18 protein-coding genes (1 of these 18 only partly in view) are annotated in these 24635 nt (G+C 63.0%); 4 read left to right on the top strand and 14 right to left on the bottom strand.

The genetic code is table 11. The features are described from left to right. Positions 1-52: 52 nt before the first annotated feature. The 6 genes from B6S01_RS18400 to B6S01_RS18375 form a co-directional block, all read right to left on the bottom strand. Complete coding sequence (locus B6S01_RS18400) at positions 53-1840, bottom strand: ShlB/FhaC/HecB family hemolysin secretion/activation protein (RefSeq protein ID WP_037469306.1); 1788 nt, start codon at positions 1838-1840, stop codon at positions 53-55. A gap of 115 nt (positions 1841-1955) precedes the next feature. Next, positions 1956-2675: a hypothetical protein gene (locus B6S01_RS18395; RefSeq protein ID WP_037469304.1), complete on the bottom strand. Its 720-nt coding sequence runs from the start codon at positions 2673-2675 to the stop codon at positions 1956-1958. After that, positions 2662-4704 carry a CHASE2 domain-containing protein gene (locus B6S01_RS18390; RefSeq protein ID WP_037469508.1) on the bottom strand — a complete coding sequence of 681 codons (2043 nt, stop codon included), beginning with the start codon at positions 4702-4704 and terminating at the stop codon, positions 2662-2664. Before B6S01_RS18390 ends, B6S01_RS18395 begins: the two co-directional genes overlap by 14 nt. 5 nt (positions 4705-4709) lie before the next feature. Continuing rightward, positions 4710-7796: a CHAT domain-containing protein gene (locus B6S01_RS18385; RefSeq protein ID WP_231568097.1), complete on the bottom strand. Its 3087-nt coding sequence runs from the start codon at positions 7794-7796 to the stop codon at positions 4710-4712. A 197-nt stretch (positions 7797-7993) separates the two neighbouring features. Next, a complete protein-coding gene (locus B6S01_RS18380) occupies positions 7994-8632 on the bottom strand; it encodes a Crp/Fnr family transcriptional regulator (RefSeq protein ID WP_037469503.1) in 639 nt (212 codons plus the stop codon). Positions 8633-8785: 153 nt separating this feature from the next. Next, on the bottom strand, positions 8786-10945 hold the full coding sequence (locus B6S01_RS18375) for a catalase (protein WP_037469301.1): 2160 nt from the start codon (positions 10943-10945) through the stop codon (positions 8786-8788). A 108-nt stretch (positions 10946-11053) separates the two neighbouring features. On the opposite strand from B6S01_RS18375, the gene B6S01_RS21785 reads away from it, so the two are divergent. Further along, complete coding sequence (locus B6S01_RS21785; protein ID WP_231568096.1) at positions 11054-11380, top strand: DUF3606 domain-containing protein; 327 nt, start codon at positions 11054-11056, stop codon at positions 11378-11380. A 17-nt stretch (positions 11381-11397) separates the two neighbouring features. Here B6S01_RS21785 and B6S01_RS18365 read toward each other — a convergent pair whose 3' ends face one another. The 4 genes from B6S01_RS18365 to B6S01_RS21185 form a co-directional block, all read right to left on the bottom strand. Next, a complete protein-coding gene (locus tag B6S01_RS18365) occupies positions 11398-13485 on the bottom strand; it encodes a response regulator (protein ID WP_037469296.1) in 2088 nt (695 codons plus the stop codon). Beyond that, the gene (locus tag B6S01_RS18360) at positions 13478-14980 is read right to left on the bottom strand and encodes an ATPase domain-containing protein (protein WP_037469294.1); all 1503 of its coding nucleotides are present in this window, start codon (positions 14978-14980) and stop codon (positions 13478-13480) included. Before B6S01_RS18360 ends, B6S01_RS18365 begins: the two co-directional genes overlap by 8 nt. A gap of 202 nt (positions 14981-15182) precedes the next feature. Further along, on the bottom strand, positions 15183-15686 hold the full coding sequence (locus B6S01_RS18355; protein WP_081570547.1) for a hypothetical protein: 504 nt from the start codon (positions 15684-15686) through the stop codon (positions 15183-15185). Then, on the bottom strand, positions 15686-15844 hold the full coding sequence (locus tag B6S01_RS21185; protein ID WP_156103409.1) for a hypothetical protein: 159 nt from the start codon (positions 15842-15844) through the stop codon (positions 15686-15688). Before B6S01_RS21185 ends, B6S01_RS18355 begins: the two co-directional genes overlap by 1 nt. A gap of 36 nt (positions 15845-15880) precedes the next feature. Here B6S01_RS21185 and B6S01_RS18350 point away from each other — a divergent pair, with 36 nt between their 5' ends. Beyond that, positions 15881-16270, top strand: coding sequence for a nuclear transport factor 2 family protein (locus tag B6S01_RS18350; RefSeq protein WP_037469293.1), 390 nt, complete (start codon positions 15881-15883; stop codon positions 16268-16270). A 48-nt stretch (positions 16271-16318) separates the two neighbouring features. Here the strand turns inward: B6S01_RS18350 and htpG are convergent, their stop codons facing one another. After that, positions 16319-18199, bottom strand: coding sequence for a molecular chaperone HtpG (gene htpG / locus B6S01_RS18345; protein ID WP_037469292.1), 1881 nt, complete (start codon positions 18197-18199; stop codon positions 16319-16321). 214 nt (positions 18200-18413) lie between these two features. Between htpG and B6S01_RS18340 the strand changes: the two genes are divergently transcribed. Further along, positions 18414-19364, top strand: a complete 951-nt coding sequence (locus B6S01_RS18340; protein ID WP_037469291.1) for a hypothetical protein — start codon at positions 18414-18416, stop codon at positions 19362-19364. 469 nt (positions 19365-19833) lie between these two features. Here B6S01_RS18340 and B6S01_RS18335 read toward each other — a convergent pair whose 3' ends face one another. From B6S01_RS18335 to B6S01_RS18325, 3 genes are all read right to left on the bottom strand, one after another. Continuing rightward, entirely contained in the window at positions 19834-21042 is a 1209-nt protein-coding gene (locus B6S01_RS18335; protein ID WP_037469290.1) for a replication initiator protein A, read from the bottom strand. A gap of 186 nt (positions 21043-21228) precedes the next feature. Continuing rightward, positions 21229-22335: a ParB/RepB/Spo0J family partition protein gene (locus B6S01_RS18330; protein ID WP_037469288.1), complete on the bottom strand. Its 1107-nt coding sequence runs from the start codon at positions 22333-22335 to the stop codon at positions 21229-21231. Between the two features lie 224 nt (positions 22336-22559). Continuing rightward, complete coding sequence (locus tag B6S01_RS18325) at positions 22560-23756, bottom strand: AAA family ATPase (protein WP_037469286.1); 1197 nt, start codon at positions 23754-23756, stop codon at positions 22560-22562. 181 nt (positions 23757-23937) lie between these two features. Between B6S01_RS18325 and B6S01_RS18320 the strand changes: the two genes are divergently transcribed. Next, a protein-coding gene (locus B6S01_RS18320) for an aldo/keto reductase (RefSeq protein WP_037469283.1) crosses the window boundary here: on the top strand, positions 23938-24635 show its 5' portion. The gene runs 316 nt beyond the window's last position; 698 of the gene's 1014 nt are visible here — the first part of the coding sequence; the start codon lies at positions 23938-23940; the stop codon falls past the right edge of the window.

Genomic DNA, 24635 nt, shown 5'->3' with positions numbered 1-24635 from the left:
AACGAACCAATCCCCGCAAACGCGTTTTTCTCGCCAATTCATTCATGACTTTTCACCGCCTCCACGGCAGAATTTGCGTGGTCACCGACAGCAACAATCGCGCGTCCCCCCGCTCTGTCTGAAATCCCGCCTTGCGCAGCGGCGTCGCCAGCGTCACGTCGATCCGCGCATGATTGTCCCATGTCGCGCGCACCCCACCGCCAGCGGAATAGAGCCTTTGCGGATCGATCCCCGCAAAGGCGCTGCTCTTGTGCCACATCCATGCCGCGTCAAAGAAGATGAAGGGCTGGAGCGCGATCGCGCCCGGTCCCTTGGGCGAAATCCGGCCATAGCGCAGCTCCGCCGCGACACCCACGCCGCTGTCCCCGGTCAACGCGCCGGGATCATAGCCGCGCCCAATCGTATAATTGCCCGCGCTCATCTGTTCATAGGACAGCAGCTGGTCGGGGCTATATTGCGCGCGCGGCGCCAACGCGATGGCGAACTTGGGCGATGGTCTGTATTCGGCCTGCAATCCGCCGCGCATGACAAAAGCGGATGCGTCGCCGCCAAGCTGGCTGGTCGGAATACAGCTCACCGCGTTGCCGCACGCCTCGCTCGCGCCCAGACCCGAAAGGCCGTGGCGCAGTTCCACACTGCCGCCGATGCGCCATTTCGGCTCTATGCCAGAATAGCCCACGGTGCTCACCAGACTGTCGGCGTCGATCAGCTCACCCTCCAGCCGCAGGAACAGCACCCGCAGCCGGTCGCGTGACAAAGGGGCGGAACCGATGCGCAGATCCTGGTCGATCAGGTCCAGCCCGCCGCTGGCCAGAATCGTATGAACCTGCCGCCGCACGATCGGATAAGACAGCGCCGCCGTCGCAATCAGCGTCCTGGATGACAGGTCCAGCCCATCGATGTCCGGCCTGCTCCACGCATAGGTGAGGTCGCCGGACAGCCGCAACCCATCGCTGCCCAGCGCCATGCTGTGCCCGGCCTGCAGCACCGTCTGCTCATCGGGCTGCACGGTGTTGAAGATGCTCAGCACCGTGCTGTCGCCCATGCCGGTCAAGTCGTTGAAGCGCACGCGGGCCAGCCCGCCGAAGCGCCCAACCGCCCTGCTACCCAGATTCTGGACATTGACGTCCATCTCAACCCGGCGGCGCACGACCGTCACCTGGCCGACCACCTCGCCCGGCGCCGTCCCCGCCGGACGCAGCGCCAGCCGGACATCATAACCGGGCAGGTCGCGCGCCAGCAGCAGGTGCCGTTCCGCCTCATGCACATTGAACAGCGGCTGTCCCTTCAGCGCCTCCATATGCGCAGCGATCAGCCGCTCGCTATTGCCAGCATCGCCCCGCACCTCGATCGCGACCAACCGCGCCATCAATATGTCGAAACGGACCGTGCCGCCCTTCTCGATCCGCTGCGGCGGAACCTGCACGGCCGCCAGATAACCCATCTGCCGCAGGGCGGTCGCGGCGCGGTCGCGCACTTCGCACAGGCTGGCGATCGGCGCCTCGCGGCCCGCCAGATCGCTCCAACTGTCATCCAGCGCCGACGCATCGATCTCGCGCAGCCCGTCAAACTGCACGGCGGCGAAGTTCACCGTCACATTGGCAAAGCGCGGATCGGCAAGTGGGCAGGGCGCACGTTCGACGCCGCCCTCCACCGTCAGGCGACTTCCCTGCGGCGCAACGTCGCCCTGCCGATCGGCCGGAGACAGTTCCTCACGCGTCGGCGCGCGCGGCGCAACCTGCGCCATGGCCGCCACCGGCACGACCGCCGTCAACGCGAGCGCCAGCCGCCACCGCGCGCGCCTCGTGAAACCCGATGCCGCTGCCCCCTGAAAGCCCATAGACGTCCCATTTCCCCCAAAGCATGACAGCGGCGGCCTGGTGGCCTGTCCTTGCTGTCACTGCGACCGTCGGGCGGGGGCGCTGTGCCCCTACCCTAGCCGGTTATCAACTATCTTAGCGCGCGGCCGTATCGACCAGCAGGTCAAGCTGCGCCTGGCACCCGTGCGCGATCAGCGCCGAAGCGGTGGTGTCCAGCCCGGCGTCCACCGCCCCCAGCAACGCGAATCGTATTTCGGTGGACCGCTCGCCGGTCTCGACGCGATAGGCCGCGCCGTCCTTCACCGCGAGTTTGGCGGGCCATGCCGCCATCGCCTCGCCTGCCGGGAAACTCGCCGCCGCCTGCGCCCCGCCGCCAATGATACGCACGTTGAGCGGCTTGGAGGCGTCGGCGCGCCACAGGCGAACAGCCGCCGGATCGGCCACGCACAGCGCGCCGGGCTGAGCGATGTCGACCAGCCACAGATTGGGCCGCTTCGCAACGGCAGGGGCTTCACTCACGGTGCCGCGCACAGCCCCGGTCCGTGCCCGCCGCACCCGCTTTGTATCGAGCAGCGCCGCCAGCGTCGCATTGCTGGCAGGCACGGCATTCGCCGCCGCCGTCACGCCAAAACGGCCCGGCCCGCGCAACGTCCGCGTACCCTTCGCGTCCAGCAGCGTCACCACATCCCCGGCCTTCAAAAGCAGTGATCCGCCATCGGCAAGCTTTGCGCCGGGCGGATAGCTTCGCGCCGAAGGGCCCGAAGCGCGAACCACCAAAGTATCTGCCAGCACGGGCGCCGCAGCCCCCATCATTGCGACAGCGCACAGGACCGCCGCTCGCTTAGCCCAGACCATAAATTCCTCCATCCCCGATATATTCATAGCGGTACACCAGATTGGCGAGCGCCGCATCCTCAGGATGCCGATCCGCCACTGCCCTCAACTGCGCCAGCGCATCCCGGCGGGCGTCGGCATCTTCCGTATCGAAGGCGGCAAGCGCCTGCGTCAGCACCTCGCGTTCCTCGCCTGCGAAACCGGGCGCCGGTTCGAACAGATCGACCGGCGTCGCTCGTCCACGCAATCGCACCCGTCCCATCGGCCGCCACCAGTCGAGGCCGGAAAGCACCATCGCCTCGCGCGAGACCAGCACCGACGTCTCCAGCGGCTTGTTCGCCGATTCGAGCCGGGCCGCCGTGTTCATGCTGTCGCCCAGCGCGGTATATTGGATCCGTCCCTCACCACCGAAATTGCCGACGATCGCTTCACCGTGATGCAATCCCACGCGGGTCCGCCCGATCGGTGGAACGCCGGGTGGCAAGTCACGGCGAAACGCCTCCCCGGCCTGCCACATCGCATAGGCCGCCTGCGCCGCCTTGCGCCCATCGTCGTCGCGGGCGATCGGCGCGCCCCAGAAAGCGACGACGGCATCGCCCACAAATTTGTCGATCGTCCCGCCATGCGCCAGCACGACGTCGCTCAACATGTCCAGATAGCGATTGAGCAGTTGCGCCACCATTTCCGGCGCGATCGCGTGGCTCAACTTTGTGAAGCCCTCCAGATCGGTGAACAGCGTGTAGATCGGCCGCTTTTCCCCATGCAGCGCCAACTTCTCGGGTTCAGCCAGAATTTGCGCCGCAATGTCGCGCGGCAGATATTTGCCCAGCGCAGACTGTGCGAAGCGGCGTTGCTGCGATGTGACGGCCCGCGCCGCTGCACTCACCGCGGCGAAGGCAATGACCCAGCCCAGCCCCCATCCGGCAGCGGGCAAACCTTTTGTGTCCCATCCGCTGGCCTGCAACCACAACGGCAAGCCGATAATCGCCCCAGCCTGCACCCCAAGCGCAGGCGCCAGCCAGAACCACCGCAGCTCGGCAAGGCTGGTGAGGCCCGCCGCCAGCACGACCAGCGCCGCCGCGCCCCATAACGCCCATTGCGGAATGGCGGGCAACCGCGCGCCGTCCAGAAGTTGCGCCAGCATCGTCCCATGCACTTCCAACCCGATCATCGTCGATTTGGCCTGCCTGCCCGACAGCGAAGTTTCGAACTGGTCGATATCGACAATGTCGCCGCCGATCAGCACATGCCGCCCCTCCACCATCGGGGCCAGCGCGCCCGCCATCGCCGGGTCGGCGATCAGGTCGATCTGAAGGCTGGGAATTACCGGCGTTTCCGACCCATCCGCCTGGCGCAGCGGCTTGCGGAAGCGGATCGCGCCCCGATAGTCGTTGAAAAGCGGCGACGGCTGCATCGCCAGCGACAATAGCGGCGGCTGCCCCTGCGTGGGACGCGGCCAGCTGCGCGCGACATTGTCGGCGTCGGTTTCCAGCCGGATGCTCGCGGGGCGTACCCGATCGGTCCTCACCTGCGCCAGGAAACTGTCAAGATATTGCTGCTGTTCGAAGATGATCTGTTCGCGATTGTCGCCGAAATTGGCATAGCCCAGCCAGACCGGCGTCCGCATCGAACGAAGGGCGTCGATCAGTTGCTGATCCTCGTCCTGCGGCTGATCGAACAAGATGTCGATGCCGATGGACTTTGCGCCCATGGCGTCCATATTGCGCAGCGCGCGGGCCAGCAGTCCTCGATCAAGCGGCGACCGCTTGCGCGTCGCGATCAACGTCTGGTCATCATAGACGACCATCAGCACGCGCCGGTCCTGCTCGGCGCGCGGCGCGAAGGCCGCCGCCCGCCAGTCATAAAGGCCGCGCTCTGCGTCGGCGGTGGGGATTTCCCGCTGCGATCCCGCGCCGCCCAGCGGACGGGACCAGTCCCACCCTGCAACAAACAGAGCCACCGCCAGCAGCAGCGCCGTGCCCGCCAGCCGCCAGCGTCCGGCGTCCTGCACCACGCGCGCGCCCCGGCGCAGCAAGCTCCGCACGATCACCACGATCAGCGCCGGGTGATCAGCGGACGTGCGCCATCGCCGATAATCGCAAAGCCCGACCAGTAGAAGGGATGCGATGTATCCGCGTCGTCCATCAGCCTGATCTGCGCGGCGCGCAACGCCTCACCCACAGGCTGGTCCGACGTAGCGGCGAACAGTCCGCTCATCAGCCTTTCGGTTGCCTGATATTCCTCTGGCGCGGGCCAATGGCTGGCGATGACGGATCGGCTGCCCGCGCCGATAAAAGCGCGTACCAGCCCGTCGAGCGCGCCACCGCCACCGGACAACCCCGCCGCCCGGGTGGTTTCAGCGCCCGCCGCGCCAGCGGTATCACAAGCCGACAGCACCACCAGGTCGGCGTTCAGCCGCAGGTCGAAAATCTCGCCGAACTGCAACAACCCATCCGACGCGCCGCCTGGGCCAAAGCTGGTCAGCAGCGCGGGCCGCGCCGGGCATCCCGCGCGCGGTGGCGTTACCAGGCCGTGGGTCGCGAAATGCAGGATGCGGAAACGGTCCAGGTCGCCGCGCGCCATGACCGCCTGATCGGTAAAGTCGCCGCCCGTCACCAGTTCGCTGCCCTCCCCGCCAATCGACTGCGCCGCCTTGCGCAGTTCGGTTGCGGGAATCGGACGGTTCCATTGCGCAGGCGACCAGCCGCAATCGTCCCTGTCGCTTAGCAGCGCGCCCCGCGTCAGCGCCGTCAGCTTCGGACCGGCAAGCGGGGCGTTATCGCCAAAGCCGATATAGCTTTGCGGCGCGCCGGATGGCGCCGTCAGCCGCGCATCGCGAAAAGCGCGGGCCGACAGCGCCGTACTGACCGCATGATCGCGCCCGAGCCAATCGACGCCACGGAAATCGAACTCATCCCCGCCCTGTGCGATCCGCGCCTGATAGGCATCGACGCCGGGCTGGCTCGCCACCAGCAGATTGACCGGCAGCTGAAGCATCGCGCCATCAGGCTCGAAAATGAGATGGTTCACGCCTTTCAGCCGTTCATCGACCGGACCGAACAGGTCGAGATAGAGACTGCGGGCCACTGGCAGGTCAAGCGCATAGGTTGTCTGAACGCCGCCGACTTCGATGGAGATCGTCTCGCGCAGCGCCGCGACCTTGCGCGCCACATCGCTCGCGCTGGCGGCCAGGCGGAAACCGGTCGCGCCCTGCCCATCGATCCATAGCGCATAAAGCGCGTCGCCAAGCTGCGCGAGCTTGTAATAGCCCTCCCCACTTTTGAGAGTGGCGCGCATATCGCCGAGCGTCAGCGCCTGCGGGCTGACGGCGCGATATTGTGGAAAGGCGGCAAGCGCGTTGAGGGTCGCTGCCTGATCGCGGGCGAGAGCATCGACGTCAGCCTGCCGCCGGGCAATCTCGTCCCTCGTCGCACTGTCGATCTTCCCGGCCTCGCGCAGCAGGGCCAGAGCGATGCGGCCGCGCTCCACGTCGCGGGACAAGGACACCGACTGGCGGAACAGCCGTGCCGCTTCGCCATCCCCCGCCGACAATTCACGGCTCAGCAGTTCCAGCGTCTCAGCCGCGCCGGGCCGTACCAGCAGCTGGGACGCCTCGAACATATCGGCCGCGAGTTCCGGCCGCCGGGGCATTTCCGCCGCGAGCAGCGTGAAATAAGGTTGAAGCTGGTTCGCCATCGCGGTCAACGTGCCCCGGCTTGCCGTCGTGGACGCCATGATCGAACGATAGGTTTCCAGCGCCTCTCCGGATCGTCCGCGCCGTACCAGAAATGCGCCCAACCGGGCACGCGCGCCGTTGAGCGCCAGCGTTTCCGGATATTGGGCGGCGATCAGGTTGACGGCCTGGTGGAGCTGCCCTTCCGCCGCGCCGAAATCGCCCTGCGCCTCATGGGTCAGCGCGATCTCGCCCAGCAACTGCGCGCGCAGTCGGGTAATCGACGTCACGCGACCATCGCGTATCCGTTGCGCATCGGCCAGCGCCCGGACCAGCACGGCGCGCGCTTCGCGCGGCTTGCCCGACAGGCGCAGGACCGTGCCGCGCAACTGCTGCGCCTGCGCATCCAAAATCGCAGCCCGTTCACCGGGGGTCAGCTTAACGTCCTGCCGCACGCCCAGCGCCTGCGCTTCAGGGGCGGCGCTGTTCATTTCCACGGCGACTTCACTGGGCAGCGTCACACCGCCGTCGCCGCCAGTCACAATCGCGGCGTCGCCCTTCGCGGCTTGGCCAAGCAAACCAAGCGCACCCGGCAGATCCTGCTGGTTGAGGTGGTGGACCGCCTCAAAATTGCGGCGCAGACGAAGCTGGACGGCATCGGCGGTCGGGATAGCCCGCGCCTGCGTAAAGGCGGCGGCGGCCTGATCGAACAGGCCAAGGTTGGACAGCTGCAGCCCATGATTGACGAGATATTCATGCGCCCGGTTCGCGCGCTCGGCAGGGCTGAGTGCGCTGGCGTCGGGATCACGCGCCAGCCGGTCGGCCAGACTGTCGAAAAATTCCGCGGCCTCGGCATAATTGCCCGAAGCGTTGCGGCGATACCCCTCCGCCAACACAGTCTGCGGATCGAGCGCGGCGGCCTGCATCCGGGCGAAGGCTGCACCATTGCCGCTGCCCGTGCTGACGATGTCCAGCTTGCCGGGGACGGTCCGTCCCAGCATCACGGTCCGCAGCCCGAGGTCGAGCGCGCTGGCATAGGGCGCGTATCCTTGCGCTGCATAAAGCGTCTTGCCGCGCGTCACTGTCAGAATGCGATAGGCGCCCGCCCGCCCGTTGCAGTTGCGGACGGTTGCAGGACCGGCATCGGGCAGCGTCACGCCGCCCGGCGCGCTGCAATTGACCGCCCCGCCGCGGGAGGCAGCCAGCCTTTCCAGCAAAGCCTCTTCGCTTTCCTCCCCATCCCGGCGCAGCGCATAAATCTGGCCTACGGGAAGCGCGGCGTCACGGCAGACGACCGACCATGCGCGATCGAACATGGTGCGGGCAGCAGAGTCGCCATTGGCGCTTTGCGCCTGGCACAGCGCGCCGCCGCCACTGCCGATGCGAAAACTGTCCTGCAACAACGGCCGGTCGGCGGCGCCCTGCGCGGACAGCATGGACGACAGGCCCAGAACAGTCAGTCCGGCCAACAAACGACCAATTTTCTCTACAGAGATCAAGGCTTCCCCCCGCCTCGCCGGATTTGTCCGTACGAGCCCCCCTCGGCGCGACCCCAGCGCGCTCTTCATAGCGCCATGCCTGTCCGCCGCAAGATCAAACAGCCTGACCGACATTAGCCTCTCCGCATCCCGGCCGCTACGTTTCAGCCGTCGATCAGGAGAACGCGTCAGGCGATCGTCTGCCGCGACGAAAGCCCCGCCACGTCGCGCAGCGCCGCGAGGTCGGGAATGCGCAGCCATTTGGATTGCAGTTCCACCAGCCCGCGCGACCGCATCGCCTGCAACGTCCGATTGACATGCACAGGGGTCAGCCCGGTCATGTCGGCAATCTCCATCTGCGTGAGGGGCATCGCGCATTGCTGGCCGTAGCTGAGGCCGGACGCGCGCATCCGCTCGAACAGTTCGAGCAACAGGTGGGCAAGCCGTTCCAGCGCGGTCTTCCGCCCCAAAGTCACCAGCCAGTTGGCCTGCCGTTCAATCATCTCGGTCAGATTTTTCCAACAGGCCCGCTCGCTTTCCCTGGCCAACCCGCCATGGGTTGAGCAGGGTAGGCAAGTCGCGCGGACATTAGTCAACGCCACGATCGGCTGCGTCGGGCGCGTGCCCAGCGCCCAGTGCGGCTCACAAATATCCCCCGGCAGAAAAAGACCGGTGATCTGCCTGCGCCCATCCGACAAAAGCCTGTACCGACAAGCCCAACCTTCATCGATCTGGAAGATCGCTTCGGGCTGTTCATCCTCGCGCGCCAGGAACTGATGTGGGCGAAAATGGCAATGCGATCCGCTGACGGCGATCTGGCCGGACATCGACTGCTCCTCCTCGACGTCCCCCTCGCAGTCACCATAACTGACCCAGCTCAGCCTTTATATACCCATGTTGCGCTGGCCCGCTCAGCGCGGCGAAGCGAGACATAAGGCCGACAGGATTTGCGCCGGTTAAGTCTCGCTTCAGCACTTGGCCTATTTTTTGTCCGGCTTGTTCTTACCCGCCAGAAAGCCCACGGCGTCCAGATCGACCTTGAGTTCACGATCCCACAGCCGCAGCTGTCCGCATAGCGCCAGGAATGGGGCGACATCATCCGGCCCTTCCAATCGCACCAGTCCTTCATCCATGTCCGCTTCGCTGATGCCCGCACGGTCGATGAGCGGCAGGGCGTCATCGACATAGGCTATGAACTTGCAATGGGCATAGGCGTCGTTGACGAAATCCTTCGCCGCCTTGTCCTGCATCAGTTGCGCCGCGCCGTCGGGCGAAAGGACGATCGCCACAGCATCGTAAAGGACCGACGGGCCACCGTCGATCTTCTGTTTGCCCTCAACGGTCGTACCGTCGTCCAGCGCCGCGCCAGCGACCTTAGGGGCGATTATCTCATAGACCGCGCCCAGCTGTTTCACTTCCGTGACCAGCGCCTTCACCAATGCGGCCGACGCGCCATCGCTGACCAATATACCGAGCTTGCGGCCGGTAAAGCTGTCCGGTCCATTGCGAATGATACTGAGCGCATCGGACGGCGGCAGGTCAGTGCGGGGCGTGGCGGCGGCAGGCGCGGGATCGGGCAGCTTCGGTAAACCCAGTCCGCCCGCGACAACCGTAGCCAGCCCTTCGTCGATGTTGCGCAGATGCGCCACCATCCTCTGCCGGATGTCGATCCGTTCGCATTTCGACAATTCGAACACCAGTGCGTCGCCAATATGCTTTTGCTCGATTGGCGTCTGGCTGATGAAGAATTGCCGCGCCTGGCTGTAATGATCGTTGAAGCTGGGCGACCGGATCTGCAGCTTCGGTCCCGCCTCGCCCGCCGCGAAATGGCGATAGCCCCGCTCAGGGGACTCGCGCGGCCCGCCCCAGCTGTTGGGTTCGTAATTTACCCGGCCCTTTGGATTGGTCATCGCCATATGGCCATCCTGCTGGAAGTTATGCACCGGGCAGCCGCGCGGCGCGTTGATCGGGATATGGGTGAAATTGGGTGACCCAAGCCGTTTCAACTGCGTGTCGAGATAGGAGAAATTGCGTCCCTGAAGCAGCGGATCATTCGAAAAGCCGATGCCCGGCACGACATTTTGCGTGCAGAAAGCGACCTGTTCCGTTTCGGCGAAGAAATTTTCGACCCGCGCATCCAGGACGAAGCTGCCGATGATCCGCACCGGCACCTGTTCCTCGGGGATGATCTTGGTGGGATCCAGCACATCGAATTCGAACGTATCGGCAAAATCCTCGTCGAACATCTGCACGCCCAGATCCCATTCCGGCGGGCTGCCAAGATCTATCGCGTCCCACAGGTCGCGGCGATGAAAGTCGGGATCAGCGCCGTTGATCTTCACCGCCTCGTTCCACATCACAGACTGCAGGCCCTGTTTGGGCTTGAAGTGGAACTTGACGAATGTCCCCTTTCCTTCCGCATTGATCAGGCGAAAGCTGTGGACGCCGAAGCCTTCCATGAAGCGGAAGGAACGCGGAATGGCACGGTCAGACATGACCCACATGATCATGTGCATCGATTCCGGCGTCAGGCTGATGAAGTCCCAGAAATTGTCATGGGCGGTCTGGGCTTGGGGAAATCCACGGTCGGGGATGGGCTTTGCCGCGTGGACCAGGTCGGGAAACTTGATCGCATCCTGGATGAAGAAAACAGGGATATTGTTACCGACAATGTCCCAATTGCCCTCCTTGGTATAGAATTTGGCCGCAAAGCCCCGAACGTCGCGGGCCAGGTCGAACGACCCCTTGCTACCCGCGACTGTCGAGAAACGGACGAACATGGGCGTATGCTCGCCCACTTCGGTCAAGACCTTGGCGGTAGTGAATTCCTTCAGGCTTTCGTGCAAAGTGAAGGTGCCATGCACGCCAAAGCCGCGGGCGTGGACGACACGCTCGGGGATGCGTTCATGATCGAAATGGAAAATCTTTTCGCGGAAGTGAAAATCTTCCAGCAGCGTCGGACCGCGTTCACCGACGCGCAGGCTGTTCTGGTCGTCGGCGATCGGCACACCCTGCTGCGTGGTCAGCACATCGCCGGACGAACCGGCGATCTGATGCAACTCCCCGCCAGCCCCTGCCCTGGTTTCGAATTCGCGCGCGGCGCTTTTTGCGCCTTTGTCCTCACCGATCTTCCGGGCCATGCAAAGCTCTCCTGATGCAGATGGTTTCAGCGTAGGGAAGGCTTCCCTGCTCACAGCCACAGACCAACCAGACCCCGGTCGGTTCCTGCTCCCGCCTGTCGGGGCGCAATGAATAAAGCGGCCAGTAATGCAGGTTATGAACTTTCCCCCCAACTGAGCGGAACATCACTTTCCAACAGTCGCTCTTACTCACGAGAGGAGCCATCCGGAGGAAAGCGGATCGTCATCATGGCCAGCCTGAACTTTAGACCCACAGATGAAAACAGGGCACCGCCCATCCCCCGCGATATCAAGCATGTGTCGCTGACCTCGGATCTGGAGGTGCAATATTGGTCGCAGCGCCTTCAAACCTCCCGCCGGCAACTGGAGGAAGCGGTCGATAGGGTCGGTCACAATGTAAAGGCGGTGGCCGATTATCTTGACCGGAACCGCTGACGGGCCAATCGCCACGTTCAGCTTTCCAGCATCTCCCGGATGCGAGCGGCCAGTTTCTCTATCTGGAACGGCTTGGTGATCATCTGCATGTTGTGGGACAGAAAACCGCCGCGCACTGCCGCGCTTTCGGCATAGCCGGTTACGAACAGGACGGGCAGGTCCGGCAGATATTCCCTGGCGATCTCGGCCAGTTGCCGCCCATTCATTCCCGGCAGCCCGACATCGGAAATCATCAGGTCGAACCGCTGGCCGGATTCCAATATGCGCACCGCCTGCTGCCCATCGGCCGCCTCTGTCGTCTCGTAGCCCAGTTCTTCCAGAACATCGCGCACCAGAAGGCGTACGGACTCGTCGTCTTCCACCAGCATCACCGATTGCCCGTCGCCGTGATGGATAGGAGCGCTTTCCGCCAGCTCGACTTCGGGTTCCGACTGCGCCACCGGCAGGAATAGCTTGACCGACGTGCCCGCGCCCGCGGTCGAATGGATGCGCACCAGTCCGTTTGACTGTTTCGCAAAGCCATAGACCATCGACAAGCCTAGCCCGGTGCCCTGTCCGATCGGCTTGGTCGTGAAAAACGGGTCGAACACCTTATCGAGCGTGGCGGCATCCATGCCGACGCCCGTGTCAGAGACAGCGACCACAACGTAGCGGCCCGGCGCGACGCCGGGGTTCTGCATGCAGAAGGCGGCATCCAGCACCTGTTCGCGACAGGACAAGGTCAGGCGGCCGCCGTCCGGCATCGCATCGCGGGCGTTGATCGCCAGGTTGATGATCGCGCTTTCCAGCTGATTGGCATCGACCAGGGCGGGCGGCAACGGCTTGTCCGAAACAATCTCCACCGCGATCGCTTCGCTCATCGTCCGGCGCAGCAGATCCTCCAGCGAATGAAGGAGGTTGCAAATGTCAGTCGGCTTGCTGTCCAGCGATTGCCGCCGCGAAAAGGCGAGCAACCGCGCCGTCAGCGCAGCCGCGCGCTGCGCTGAGCTGGTGGCCGCGTCCATGAACCGGTCGAGATCCTCCAGCCGGCCGCTGGCGATGCGCCGCTTCATGATGTCGAGAGCGCCGATGATGCCCGTCAGCATATTGTTGAAATCATGCGCGATGCCGCCGGTAAGCTGGCCGACCGCTTCCATCTTCTGCGCCTGTCGCAGCGCTTCCTCGGCGCGGGCCCGTTCTTCCCCTTCCGCCTTCAGCCGTGCCAGCGCCTCGCGCAATTCTTGCGTCCTGGCGTCCACCTCCTGCTCCAGCCGCTGCGCGGCCTGTGTCAACGCCTGCTGCCCGCGCTTCTGTTCGTCGATATCGACAATCACGGAAATGGCGCCAGTCACCGCACCGTCGCCATCGACCAGCGGGACGCCGCTCACCCGCGTCCAGACCGGTTCGCCCTGGGGCGGATGATGCAGGAACTCCATGCCCGTCACCCGTTCACCCTTCAGCGCCCGCACCGCCACGAAGCGGTCGCGGGTTATGCGGCGGCCGTCCTCGTCATACCCCTCCCACCGCTCCTCGGCGTCGGGAAGGCGTGCAGGAATTTCGCCGCCTGGCAGAAAACGGCGATAGGCAGGATTGGACAGCAATGTGCTTCCGTCGCCCGCCACAAAGGCGACGCCGATGGGAAGATGTTCAAGCAGCGCGTTAATTCGGGTGCGCTCCGCATGCAGGGCACCCAGTTGGTCGCGGATCTGTAGTTGCTTTTGCCGCGCCCGCATTGCCGAAGCGACCGCGCTGACGAGCGACTCCCCGCTCACCGGCCGTTCCAGCAGGATCACGCTCAAGGCATTGTCGGGCAACCGCCGCCGCACAGCCTCGCTCGACCCCATGCGACCCGCCTGCCGACCGGCCAGCAGGATGAAGGGCACGTCCGACCAGGCCGGCTGCGCATCCAGCGCGCGGTGGAGTGGCCCCAGGTCGGCAAGCAGCGCCTCTTCAGTGACCAGGACGACGCCCGCCTGTTCGTCGATCGCCTCCGCGACCTCGATCAGCGTCGGGCAAACGAGTACCCGATGCCCTTCCCCGCGCAGCAGCAAGGCGGCGCTTTCCGCGTCGCTGCCATAGGGTGCGCTGACAAGGACCCGGAGACCTGGGGTTGCCGCCTTATGCACGGCTCGACCGGTCCTCCATCAGCGGCGTTGTCGAGCCAAGATATTCGGGCGTTCCGGTCAGCACCCCCCTGAAATCCGAAAGTGGTGCGCCGACACGAATGCCCTGCGCATCAATGCGCAGTTCGCGAATGGCATCCTCATGCGCGCCGCTGCGATTCTTGACCACCGACAATGCCTTGCGGATCCGTCCGCCCGCTTCAAAGAAACGCAGCATGATGACGACGTCGGCAATGTAGGACACGTTTAGGCCGCTCGTGCTCATCGTGCCGAAAAATCCCTGTTGCGGATTGACCAGCAAGGTGAGGACGCCACGATGGCTCAGATATGATAGCAATTCATGCAGTTGCAGGATCAGTTGCTGTTCTTCCTGCATCGCCGCGACATAGCCATTGAGGCTGTCGATAAGGATCATGCGGACGCCGCGTCCTTCCACCTCATTACGCACCGTCGACGCGAACTCGCCCGGCGTGATTTCGGCAGGATCGATCTGCCGGATCACCATCCGGCCTTCGTCCATAAGGGCCTGAAGATCGATGCCCAACTGCTGCGCCCGCCCGATCAGCGTGCCGATGCGCTCGTCAAATTGATAGATGACGACATTTTCGCCCCGTTCGCACGCAGCTATCAGATATTGCAGCGCCAGCGTCGTCTTTCCCGATCCGGCCGGGCCGGTGATAAGGGTGCTGGTGCCGCGTGTTGGCCCTCCGCCCAATATAGCATCCAATTCCGGGATCCTGCTGGGAACCGGCTCCCCCATAAGGGCTGACAGGCTGCGCTCCGCCACGAGCCGGGGGAAGATGTCGATGCCGCCTTTACGGATTATCATGTCATGATAGCCCGCGACGAATTGGACGCCGCGCATCTTCTGGATCTGCATCCGCCGCCGCGCCGCGCCGAAATCCAGCGTCAGCCGCTCCAGCGTTATGACCCCGTGGCACAAGCTGTGCAGATGATTGTCGCGCACCCCTGAACCGCCCGTCAGGTCATCGACCAGCAGGACGGTAGTGTCGATCCGCGCGAAAAACTGTTTCAGGAACAGCAATTGCCGCCGATAGCGCAGCGGATCCTGCGCCAGCAGCCGCAATTCGGACAGGCTGTCGAACACGATCCGCTTGGGCTTCACGCGTCCGACTTCTTCACGGATCAAGTCAATGATGCCACCCAGTTCCATCTCCCAGCTATGCAGGATGGATTGATCGCGGCCCATGCCCAGCACGGATTCTGCGGAAGCAAGCTCGAACAGGTTCACCCCATCGAGATTCCATCCATGCGAGGCCGCGACGACCGACAATTCCTCACTGGTTTCCGACAAGGTAACGTAGAGGACCGGCTCGCCGGCCTTGACGCCTTCCAACAGGAACTGGAGAGCCAGGGTCGTTTTGCCCGAACCGGGCGCGCCCTCGACAAGATATAGACGCTTTGCGGGCAATCCCCCGCCCAATATGGAGTTCAGTCCCTCATTGCCCGTTGAAGTGCGATCGACAATTTCGCTCATTCAGCCGCGTCTCCTTCAGCGCGGCCGTCACCATGTCGGTCAAAATGGCAGAATTCATTGCGTGTCATGACCCTGACGTAACGTACCGCATCGCTTTTCATCCGGGCATAACGCCTCGCCATCGCCGACAGTTGCATGGTGTCAAGTCGCGGGCATCGACAGGGCGTGGAATTGGGGGCGAACCTGCGATTTCGGATACTTATCAATGCCGGGTGACTTCGGGAGCCTGGACAAAGGGCATGTCTTCAGGCTCGATCGTCGTGGGATGATGATCGTGTTGAGCCTTAGCGTCCTGCCCCGCGCCATCTCTTCGTGATCTGGTGGAGTGGCGGGCGGGGAAGGCCCTGCCGGTCTTCTTGTCGAGTGCGCGAGCGACCAGCGCATCGATTATCGTTGCACTGGCCACAAAAGCTATCGCGCCCCATATGGCGCGATGGCGCGGGGCGTTACGCGCGGCAAGACCAAGGGCAGCGAGATCCATCGCATCGCCCGCTACCCGGTTCCAGACCAGTGTCGAATGGGCGGGAGCGGCGAGGATGCCTGCACCCGCCAGCATTTCCCGCGCGCCAAAGGCCCGTAATGTCACCCGCCCAGCGCGATGATCGTTGCCAAGCGCACGCGCGATGCGGCGTGTGGCGGCGATTTCCGCCACACCAAGGACAATCGAAAATAGACCAAGGCCAATGCTGGCGCGCCGGACATCCATCACTGGTCCCCTATGCTGCGTTGCTCGCAGTCAACGGCCCGGACGATGGTGCGTTCCCAGCATGGCGCGACCCCTGTGTAATCCGCGCCGGAACGAAGGGAAATGTCGGCGGCCAGCCGCTCCGCCGCCTTGTTGCGGTCGATGCAGGAGCGCGGCATATCAGTAGCTTATTATCTTCGATCCTGGAATATTCCGTGACCCAATCGACCGACCTCGCCATCCGCCTGCGCCGGGCAACATTCAATCGCGCGCTTGCTCAATGCGACTTGAACGCCATCGGTCCCCTGTTGGCGCAGGACGCGATCCTTGTCACGGGCAGCGACAGCGCGGTGATTTCCGGTCGGAAGGCGCAGCTGCTGGCGTGGAAGCGGGAATTTGCCGCGCCCGACCGCACCATCTACACCCGCACGCCAACCAGCATTCTGCCCTCCCCCGTCGAGCCGATAGCCCTTGAACAGGGGGAGTGGGCGGGCGTGTCAGCCGGAATGGCGTCGCCGGTCGCGTCGGGAGCCTATAGCGCGAAATGGCGCAAGATCGGTGCGGATTGGGTCATCGAAGCGGAAATCTTCGTGACGCTTGGCTGAAGCGTAGACAATGGGCTGGCCCGGCATAACGGGCCAGCATTTTACGCATCATCCAAGCGCCTTGGCCATGATCCGGCCAAGTCTTTCCGCAAAGGCACGCGGATCGACGGGCAATTCTCCGTCGGCAATGCGGGCTTCATCCAGCAGCAGCCGGGCCGCATCTTCGCGCAATGCCGGATTATCCCGCAACTCGCTCAGCTTCGCGATAAGGCTGTGCCGGGGATTGAGTTCCAGCACGGGCGCCGAAGCCCCGCCTCCACGTCCGGCGGCGGCAAGCATCTTTTCCAGCTGTCTGTCCATGCCATGTTCCGCCGCGACAAGGCAGACAGGGCTTTCGGTCAAACGCTCCGAAACGCGAACATCGGACACTTCATCCTTGAGCAAATCCTTGGCGAAGGCGATGAAATCGTTGACCTCTTCCGAAGCGGCAGGCGGGGTCGTTTCTCCCTCGGCAGGCGGAATCAGGCTGAGGTCGGCAAGGCCCTGCGTCACCGATTTGAACGGCTTGCCGTCATAATCGACGCCTGCGGTGACCCAGAAGCTGTCCACCTGGTCCGTCAGCAGAAGAACCTCGATTCCACGGGCGCGAAAACCTTCCAGTTGAGGTGAAGACGCGAGGCGATCGAGATCGGAACCGGTGGCATAATAGATTGCCGTCTGGTTCTCCTTCATCCCATCCGCATAGTCCTTGAGCGAGCGCCAACCTTCCCCGGACACGGTCGATTTGAAGCGCGACAGGCCCAGCAGTTGCTCCCGCCGGGTATAATCCTCGTACAGCCCCTCCTTCAGCACGGCGCCGAAATCATCCCAGAATTTTATATACGCATCGCCGTCCTTGGCGGACAGCTTTTCCAGTTCGGTAAGAACGCGGTTGCTCACCCCCTTCTGGATCGCTGCCAGAACGGGGCTCTGCTGGATCATCTCGCGCGAGACGTTGAGCGGCAGATCGCTGGAATCGACGAGGCCGCGAACGAACCGCAGGTAACGCGGCAGAATCTCGGCCTCGTCGGTAATGAAGACGCGGCGAACATAGAGCTTCATCCGGCCCGTCCGGTCGGGATCGAAGAGGTCGAAGGGCTTCACTTCAGGAATGAAGGCCAGCACCGCATATTCGTGCAGCCCCTCCGCCCGATAATGCAGCGTCAGCGCGGGCTGGTCGAACTGCCCGGCTACGCTGCGATAGAAATCGGTGTAATCTTCCTCGCTGATCTCGCTCTTGGGCTTGGTCCAGAGCGCCGCGCCATCCGCGATCTGCTCGGCTTCCGCATCGGGCTTTTCCTTGAGGAAGATCGGCACCGGCACATGACCGGACTGATCCTTTATGATCTGCTGGGTGCGATAGCGCTCGGTGTAGGCGGACGCATCTTCCTTAAGGCGCAGGGTGACGCGGGTGCCACGTACCGGTGCTTCCGCCGTATCGGCAGGCTGAACGGTATAGGTGCCAAGGCCATCGGAACACCAGTGCGCGGCCTGATCCGCACCCGCGCGGCGCGAGAACACATCGACACGGTCGGCGACCATGAAAGCCGAATAGAAACCGACGCCGAACTGGCCGATAAGCTGCGTCCCTTCCGCTTCCCTGGCCGTCGCGATGCGATCCATGAACGCCTTCGTCCCCGAACGCGCGATCGTGCCAAGCGCCTCGACCAGTTCCGCCTCGCTCATGCCAATGCCATTATCCTCGACGATTATCTGGCGTGCGTCAGGATCGAGGGTGACCGTGACGCTGGCGCTGTCACTGCCCGCCAGCGTGGGATCGCTCAGGCTTTCATAGCGCAGCTTTTCGCAAGCATCGGCGGCGTTGGAGATGAGTTCGCGCAGGAACACATCCTTGTCCGAATAGACCGAATGCACCATCATGTGCAGCAATTTGGCTACGTCAGCCTCGAAGGAACGGGTTTCCACAGCAACGTCGGTCGGGTTCGTCATGGCGTTCTTTCATGCCCTCCACTAAAGTTCAGCCGCCGGACAGATGGCGCGGAGGACCGTTGCTTTCAAGCGGGACTGGAATTTCCGGCAACCGTTGGATCAGCATGCCCGCTCTGGCGCTTTCGACCCAATAGCAAAAGCCGATAGCGTACAAAAAGACGGTACAACCAACCTATCTGTTTAGTTGTATTCAATAACGCGCTAAGGCAGAGAAATGTTGGATTTTTCCTCCTCTCCGGGCGAAGCGCTTCTACTCCTCGGTCGCCTTGATGGAAGGCTTGCAAACAGCCCTGCCGCAGACATCTGGCTCGCCAGGGCGAGGCTCAAGGGCGCAGCCATGCTGGCCACGGTCGCTTCCGTTCCGATCGGGGTCAAGGACTTGCAGGACTGGATTTGCGGACGGACACCGCCACCGCGCCACAGCGAAGGGTTGAACGACCCCTTGTCAATCGCGGCACTGGTCCATTTTGCCCTGTCGGCGACGGAAAGCAGCCGCGATCCCATCGCCAGGGCGACGCTTAACGTGTCGCGGCGACTGTTGGACGATCGCAAGGAAGCGGAAGTCTGGGCGCCAGAGGACCTGATACGCTTTGGTCCGGCTTGGCGGGCGGTTCAGGCGCTTGTCGAAGCGCCCTACCCCAGTGCAAGTCTGGAAGGCGTTGCGGAGCGGTTTATCGCCGCGCGAGAGGGTCTGGCGGCTCCCATCAGTGGCGGGCAGCTGCTCACAACGGCCGATGGGCGGCAATTGCGCCTTGATCCGCGCCGATCGGATCTGGGTTGGGTTGTGGCGGCGCATTTGCCGACGGCCTTCGAAACGGCGGGCCTGACATTGCGCCGCTTGCCATCTTTCGTCGATATGCCTCGCTTTCCCGGTGCGGACGTCGGCGTCCTGACGATGCAGCTGACAGCGATGATCGGGCGGCAAGCCAAGGCGGGCCTTGCCGACCTGGATCGCATAGAGGCGCGGCTGAGGAAACTGCCGCAGGAGTTGCAGGTCACGAAACGTAGCAAAGCACCGTTGCTGATGCGGCTTGGCCTTGCCTATCCGGGGCTTAGCAAGGTGGCTGTCGCGCGCCTTCTGGGCATTTCGCACCAAGGCGCGACGAAGTTGATCGCGCAAGTGGAGCATGCGGCGGGGGATCTGCTATCCGTCCGCGGGATTTAGGATGACCTAGTCGTTTTTCCTGTCCTCCATCTTCTCTTCCCAAATATGACTATCGCACTGGTTATAAGGTTTCTTAGAAAGTTAAGGAGTTAGCGCGTTTCAAAGGCCGGATATTCGGCTGAAATGCGCGAGTCGCGCGCAAGGCGCCGTTCCTGGAGGATCGTATCTTCGTTCCCGGAGTGTCGTGACCGCCGTTCCTGATATGTCGGGAATCTGTTCCTGAAGGTGCGTGAAGCGTTCCTGGAATGTCGAAGGTCGCCATCGGGTACGGAATGGCGGGCGGCAGTTGAATCAGTTCGACCCATGCGCTCAGGAATGTCGTTCAAAAGCTGTGGATTAATTTGAGGCGGAGCGAGGCTGGCTCTGATTTGGTCCGCGCCGCTGCGCTGCAACCGACACTTCGGGAACGCATGATGCGTGAAGCCGTGTCTTTGACTGAGAACTGGTGAATGGCCGGAAGGCGCAAACGTCAAAGACGGTGGCGGTTCTTCTCATGAAACCGGCGGACAAACCCGATGAACGCCTTCTGGTAATTGACGGGCGTCCGGGTGGGATCGGCATCCAGCCAATTACGGAAATCCTGATGCAGTGACTGATAATCCCAACCCGGACAATCAGCGCGCAGGGCGGCAAGCGTTGCGTCAGTAAGCTCACCAGCGCTCGCCTTGGTCGACAGTCCCACCACGGTCCTGCGGATGACATCGCGGGCATCGAATTGCTGCTCGGCCTGGTCGATCGCGGGGGCGTGGTTCGAACCCCTCCCCTTTGCAGTTGCCGATGCAGGGGCACGCGCATCACTATTCCCTGCCCCGTTCGGCTTCGTGGCGATCCGCTGTGCTTCCACCGCCCGCCGCCGCATGCGAAGAGACGGTTCACGCTTTCCCTCGGGCTGTTCGAGTAGCAGCGTATAGCCGGGCAAAGGGTCGCGCTCGGCGATCTTGGCGATCTCGAACTTAAAGCGGCGGTACGCGCCTTCTGCTCCGGACTTTTCAAACAGCGTAGGCATGGAGATGGCAAACCCCCCCTCCCCTGCCCCGCCCGCATGCTTGCGCGCAACCTTGTACAGCCAGCGTTCGCGCCCGCCGGTCAGGTCGAAATAGGCGCGATCGATGGACAGGACGCCTCCCTGCATCAGCACGCCTTCATAGAACCAGTTTGAAAGCTCTATTGTCATGCCGCGAGAACGCTCCGTGCGCTCATCGACAAGCTGGGTCCAGCCATCCAACCAGCTGAAGGTGGCTTCGCGGCGATTTTCCGCCCGAATGTTTGTCTTTATCGTGGTTGAGACAAGCCGGTCGAGTGACTGCCCCAGCAGTTCGTAAGCGCGCCCGGTGGTGGGTCTATGAATGGCGCGCAGCAGGTCATAAGGCATCAGGTGCAACTTGCGTGGCACATCATTGACACCACGGCGCGCCATGTCGGCGAGAATGGATGCGCAATATATGAGGATGTCGGCATCCCATATCGTGGCCATGCCATAATCTGGATTGGCCGATACATGGACCCACGCCTTGCCATCAGGCGATGTGTAATCGATCGGCTTCACCCGCTTGGACTTGGCAAGGCTGAAGAAGGGGCGCTCCATCATCTCGCGCTGGTCGCGCAGCGGCATGTCCGCGATATAGGGCAGGAACAGCTCGAACTGGTCGTTAAGCTCTGTTTTGCCGGCGCGGTTCATGAGCGGATACTCGCAACAGCGTAGCCTGCCGAGGTGAACCTGTTTCCCCGGGGAAACAGGAGGGCAGGGCAGGGGTGCGCAACATGCTTGGGCGCAGGGGAATGGGCCCGTTTCCCCGGGGAAACAGTAGAGGGTGGGGCGTGCCTCCACCCCCCAATCATTCTTTCAATATGCCCCCCGAGCGTGTCACTGCTGTAAGCCCATCCCTCGCCGCTCAAGATGTTCAAGTGTGTCGCGTAGCGCCGTCGCCAGCGTTTCCATGTCCGCGCCTGATCCTGCATGAAAGCGGATGGTGATACCCTGGCGGTTGGCCGATTGGACGGTCAGGGCAGGGCGGCCATAGCGTGTAGTCCAGGTGAAGGGTTCTTCCTTCGGCTCGGAAACCGCGACGCGCGGCGCATCAAGCAGTCGCTTCAATATCTCGACCGCAGGGATGGGTGGTGCCCCAGCGGCGCGGCGTTCCCGCTGTGTCGTGGCAAGGCGGGCCGCCTCGGCATGGATAATCGTGGCAGCCGCATGATTATCAAGCGCCTGAGCCAAGGGATAGGCGGGTTTCAACTGCACCTCGCCCGGCGAAGGGAATGCCTCGATGATGTCGTCGGGGATGCCCGCGACTTTTATCATCTTGCTGAGCCAGCCTTTGGACAGCTTCAACCGTTCGGCCATGCGGGTCAGATGGCTGCCATAGTGCGTGCCCAGCGCCTCCGCATAATTGCGAGCGCGCTCAAGATCGGTGACATCCTTGCGCGCGCGATTTTCCAGGTCGGCCAGGCGGAAAGCTGCCTCGTCGTCCAACTGGGCAACCTGCGCCACGAACATCATGTCGGGATAGCTATGCCTGCGCAGCCAGCTGATCGAAAAATGACGCCGCGTACCCGCGATCACTTCATAGTCATGGTAGGGGTCGCCCTCGACCCGGCGCACGACGGCAGGCACCTTCTGCCCACCCTCGGCGATGATTGAATCGATCAGCTCGCGGCAATTATCTTCGGTCAGATGCTGATACAGCCTGGCGTTGCCGGGCCATATGCGGACCTTGGCCGGGTCCAGCAGTAATTGCGTGACCTGCCGGACCTCACCCGACGCAAGCCTGGCCAAGGCGGTTTCGCGCCCGAGGAGCGTCGAACCCCGCGCTCGTTCTAGACGCGCCGGGGCGGCAGTCGCAGCAGGGGAGGGGATTGGCTCCGCCTCTGCCTCTCCAACAACTTCGTTCACCGCTTCTGATGCGGGAGCGGGGGCCTCCGCCTCGTCCGACAGTAAGGCCGCCAGATAATCTGATTGTTTACGCGCCATGGCTCTGTCCTCCGATTCGCGGGGAACATAAAGTGAACAACCGCCTGTAGGACAGGAGGTTTTTGTACTTACGCGGTGACGCGGAGACCCGGAGAGGCCGCGCCTGGGACAGAGCAGCTCTTTTCAAACCAGCGGAAGGACTGGACTGTCCCGTCAAAAAGGGCGTTCCGCCTGCCGGGGAGTGCAAAATCCCGACGCCTCCGCGCCTCTGCGTGAACCAGGTCTCAGGCCGCATTGACGATATCCTCTTCCCGCGCCGGAGCTACGCGGCCCCAGCTTTGGCGGACCAGCGCCTCGATCTGACCCATTGCCTCGTCCAGATTGGCGCGGCAGCGCTTGTGCGTGCGCGGCGTACCGATCGGCTTCTCCAGCTCATAAACGGTCATCATGCGCAGCGCCGCATGACTGATCTCCGCGCTGTCCAGGATGGGGATGGGGAGAAGGGCAGGGCCAAAGCTCTGCTCCATAATGGCCCGAACCATCGAATGGCTGGGATCATTGCTGTCGAATTTTGAGCAAAGCAGCCGGATAAACTGATAATCGACCGAAATTCCGGCGGTCTGCAACTGGCCGATGACCTGGTCCATCATCGAAAGAAACTGGACGGTCGAGCAAAAGTCGGGCGTGGTCGCGGCCAGCGGCACCAGCAGCGCGTTGGCTGCCTGCATTACGGCCAGGCTGATGGTGCCCAACGCTGGTGGCGGGTCGAGCAGAACCACATCATAATGACGGGCAAGATCCATCAGGCCCTGCTTGAGCTTGCGAAAGCGCGCCGCCAGAACCGATCCGCCGTCGCTGCCCGCCGCCGCCAGTTCATATTCCACGTCAAACAGCTCAAGGTTCGACGGGATGAGGTCGACATTAGGCCAGGCGGTATGCTTGACCGCATAGAGAAGGTCGACCTGCGTCGGATCGATCGACAAATAGGGGTAAAGCGTCTCTTCCCGCTGGATGTTGAAATGCGGGTTGAAGCCGAACAAGGTCGTCGTGGTGGCCTGGCTGTCGCAATCGACCACCAGGACGCGATAGCCTTGCACTGCGAAATAATGGGCCAGATGCGTGGTGACGGTTGATTTACCGACGCCACCCTTGAAATTCTGCACCGCGATGATCGCCGGTATGTCGAGCGGCATGCGTTCCGGACTGGCGCCCAGCACCTGCCGCATGTTCAAAAGTTCATCGACCGTATAGCCCGGGCGCCGGCCATTGCCGGTCGGTGGGGCAGGGGGGAGGCGACCGTCATCCTCTGCCATGCGGATGCGATTCGTGGAGCAGCCCAGCAACTGCGCGGCCTCGGCAATGCCAAAGCGGATGTTGAGTTCCTTGCGGCTGTCGGGCAAAAACGCCTTGCGCCGCAGCCTTTCGACCATCTTTTCGCCGGCTTGGGCAAGGTCGCCAATCTGGTCAACAATTGCGTTCATTTCTGACCCCGGCTCGAAAGTTGAAGCTTATCCGCTTATGCTATCGCAGATATACTTCAATTTCGCAATCTGCCGCAAAATTTGATGCGCTCGGCCGGGCAGCTATAAGGCGGCATCATGTCAGGGCTGATCGCGGCTTCGGGCGACCGGGGGCGAAAGGCCTCTTATTAAGGAACGACGCATGCCTTCATCCCTGCTCGATCGTCAAATCGGACCATTCAGCGTGTCGGCCATCGGACTTGGCTGCATGAACCTTAGCCATGGCTATCTTCCTCGCCCGGACGCTGCGGCCGCGGAGCGGCTCTTGCTTCACGCGCTCGATTCGGGCGTCACCTTTTTCGACACTGCGGCGCTCTATGGTTTTGGCCGCAATGAAGAGCTGTTGGGCCGGACGCTGATGCATCGGCGAAGGGAGTTCACCCTGGCAAGCAAATGCGTGTTGGCCGAGATTGATGGCAAACGCGGTATCGACGGGTCTCCGCAAGCCATAGTCCGCGTGCTGGAGCATTCATTGCGGCGGCTGCGTGTAGATCATATCGACCTCTATTATATGCACCGTCTGGACCCGAAGGTGCCGCTTGAGGAATCGTTAGGCGCTCTCGTGCGAGCGAAGGAGGAAGGCAAGATCGGCGCAATCGGTCTGTCGGAAATGTCGGCGGCCACGATCCGGCGCGCGCATTCGATGCATCCGATCGCGGCGGTCCAGACCGAATATTCGCCTTGGACGCGCAATCCGGAAATCGCAGTGCTCGATGCATGCAAGGAATTGGGGATCGGTTTCGTCGCCTTTTCTCCCCTTGGACGCGGTCTTCTGGCGGGGAATGTCGGCAGCCAAGGGGTAGCGGACGGCGACATACGCGCCGACATCCCGCGATTTCT

It is taken from the genome of Sphingobium herbicidovorans, from assembly GCF_002080435.1.
Taxonomy (GTDB): Bacteria; Pseudomonadota; Alphaproteobacteria; order Sphingomonadales; family Sphingomonadaceae; genus Sphingobium; species Sphingobium herbicidovorans.
The sequence above is the reverse complement of the archived record's forward strand: the minus strand, read 5'-3'. Positions and strand labels throughout refer to the sequence as shown.

What these genes read in the sequence shown, in the direction of transcription:
- B6S01_RS18330 (WP_037469288.1), bottom strand. Translation starts at nt 22,335, where the DNA reads ATGGCGCGTAAACAATCAGATTATCTGGCGGCCTTACTGTCGGACGAG.
- B6S01_RS21785 (WP_231568096.1), top strand. Translation starts at nt 11,054, where the DNA reads ATGAATAAAGCGGCCAGTAATGCAGGTTATGAACTTTCCCCCCAACTG.
- htpG (WP_037469292.1), bottom strand. Translation starts at nt 18,199, where the DNA reads ATGACGAACCCGACCGACGTTGCTGTGGAAACCCGTTCCTTCGAGGCT.
- B6S01_RS18355 (WP_081570547.1), bottom strand. Translation starts at nt 15,686, where the DNA reads ATGGATGTCCGGCGCGCCAGCATTGGCCTTGGTCTATTTTCGATTGTC.
- B6S01_RS18325 (WP_037469286.1), bottom strand. Translation starts at nt 23,756, where the DNA reads ATGAACGCAATTGTTGACCAGATTGGCGACCTTGCCCAAGCCGGCGAA.
- B6S01_RS18335 (WP_037469290.1), bottom strand. Translation starts at nt 21,042, where the DNA reads ATGAACCGCGCCGGCAAAACAGAGCTTAACGACCAGTTCGAGCTGTTC.
- B6S01_RS18380 (WP_037469503.1), bottom strand. Translation starts at nt 8,632, where the DNA reads ATGTCCGGCCAGATCGCCGTCAGCGGATCGCATTGCCATTTTCGCCCA.
- B6S01_RS18375 (WP_037469301.1), bottom strand. Translation starts at nt 10,945, where the DNA reads ATGGCCCGGAAGATCGGTGAGGACAAAGGCGCAAAAAGCGCCGCGCGC.
- B6S01_RS21185 (WP_156103409.1), bottom strand. Translation starts at nt 15,844, where the DNA reads ATGCCGCGCTCCTGCATCGACCGCAACAAGGCGGCGGAGCGGCTGGCC.
- B6S01_RS18340 (WP_037469291.1), top strand. Translation starts at nt 18,414, where the DNA reads ATGTTGGATTTTTCCTCCTCTCCGGGCGAAGCGCTTCTACTCCTCGGT.
- B6S01_RS18360 (WP_037469294.1), bottom strand. Translation starts at nt 14,980, where the DNA reads ATGAGCGAAATTGTCGATCGCACTTCAACGGGCAATGAGGGACTGAAC.
- B6S01_RS18395 (WP_037469304.1), bottom strand. Translation starts at nt 2,675, where the DNA reads ATGGTCTGGGCTAAGCGAGCGGCGGTCCTGTGCGCTGTCGCAATGATG.
- B6S01_RS18400 (WP_037469306.1), bottom strand. Translation starts at nt 1,840, where the DNA reads ATGGGCTTTCAGGGGGCAGCGGCATCGGGTTTCACGAGGCGCGCGCGG.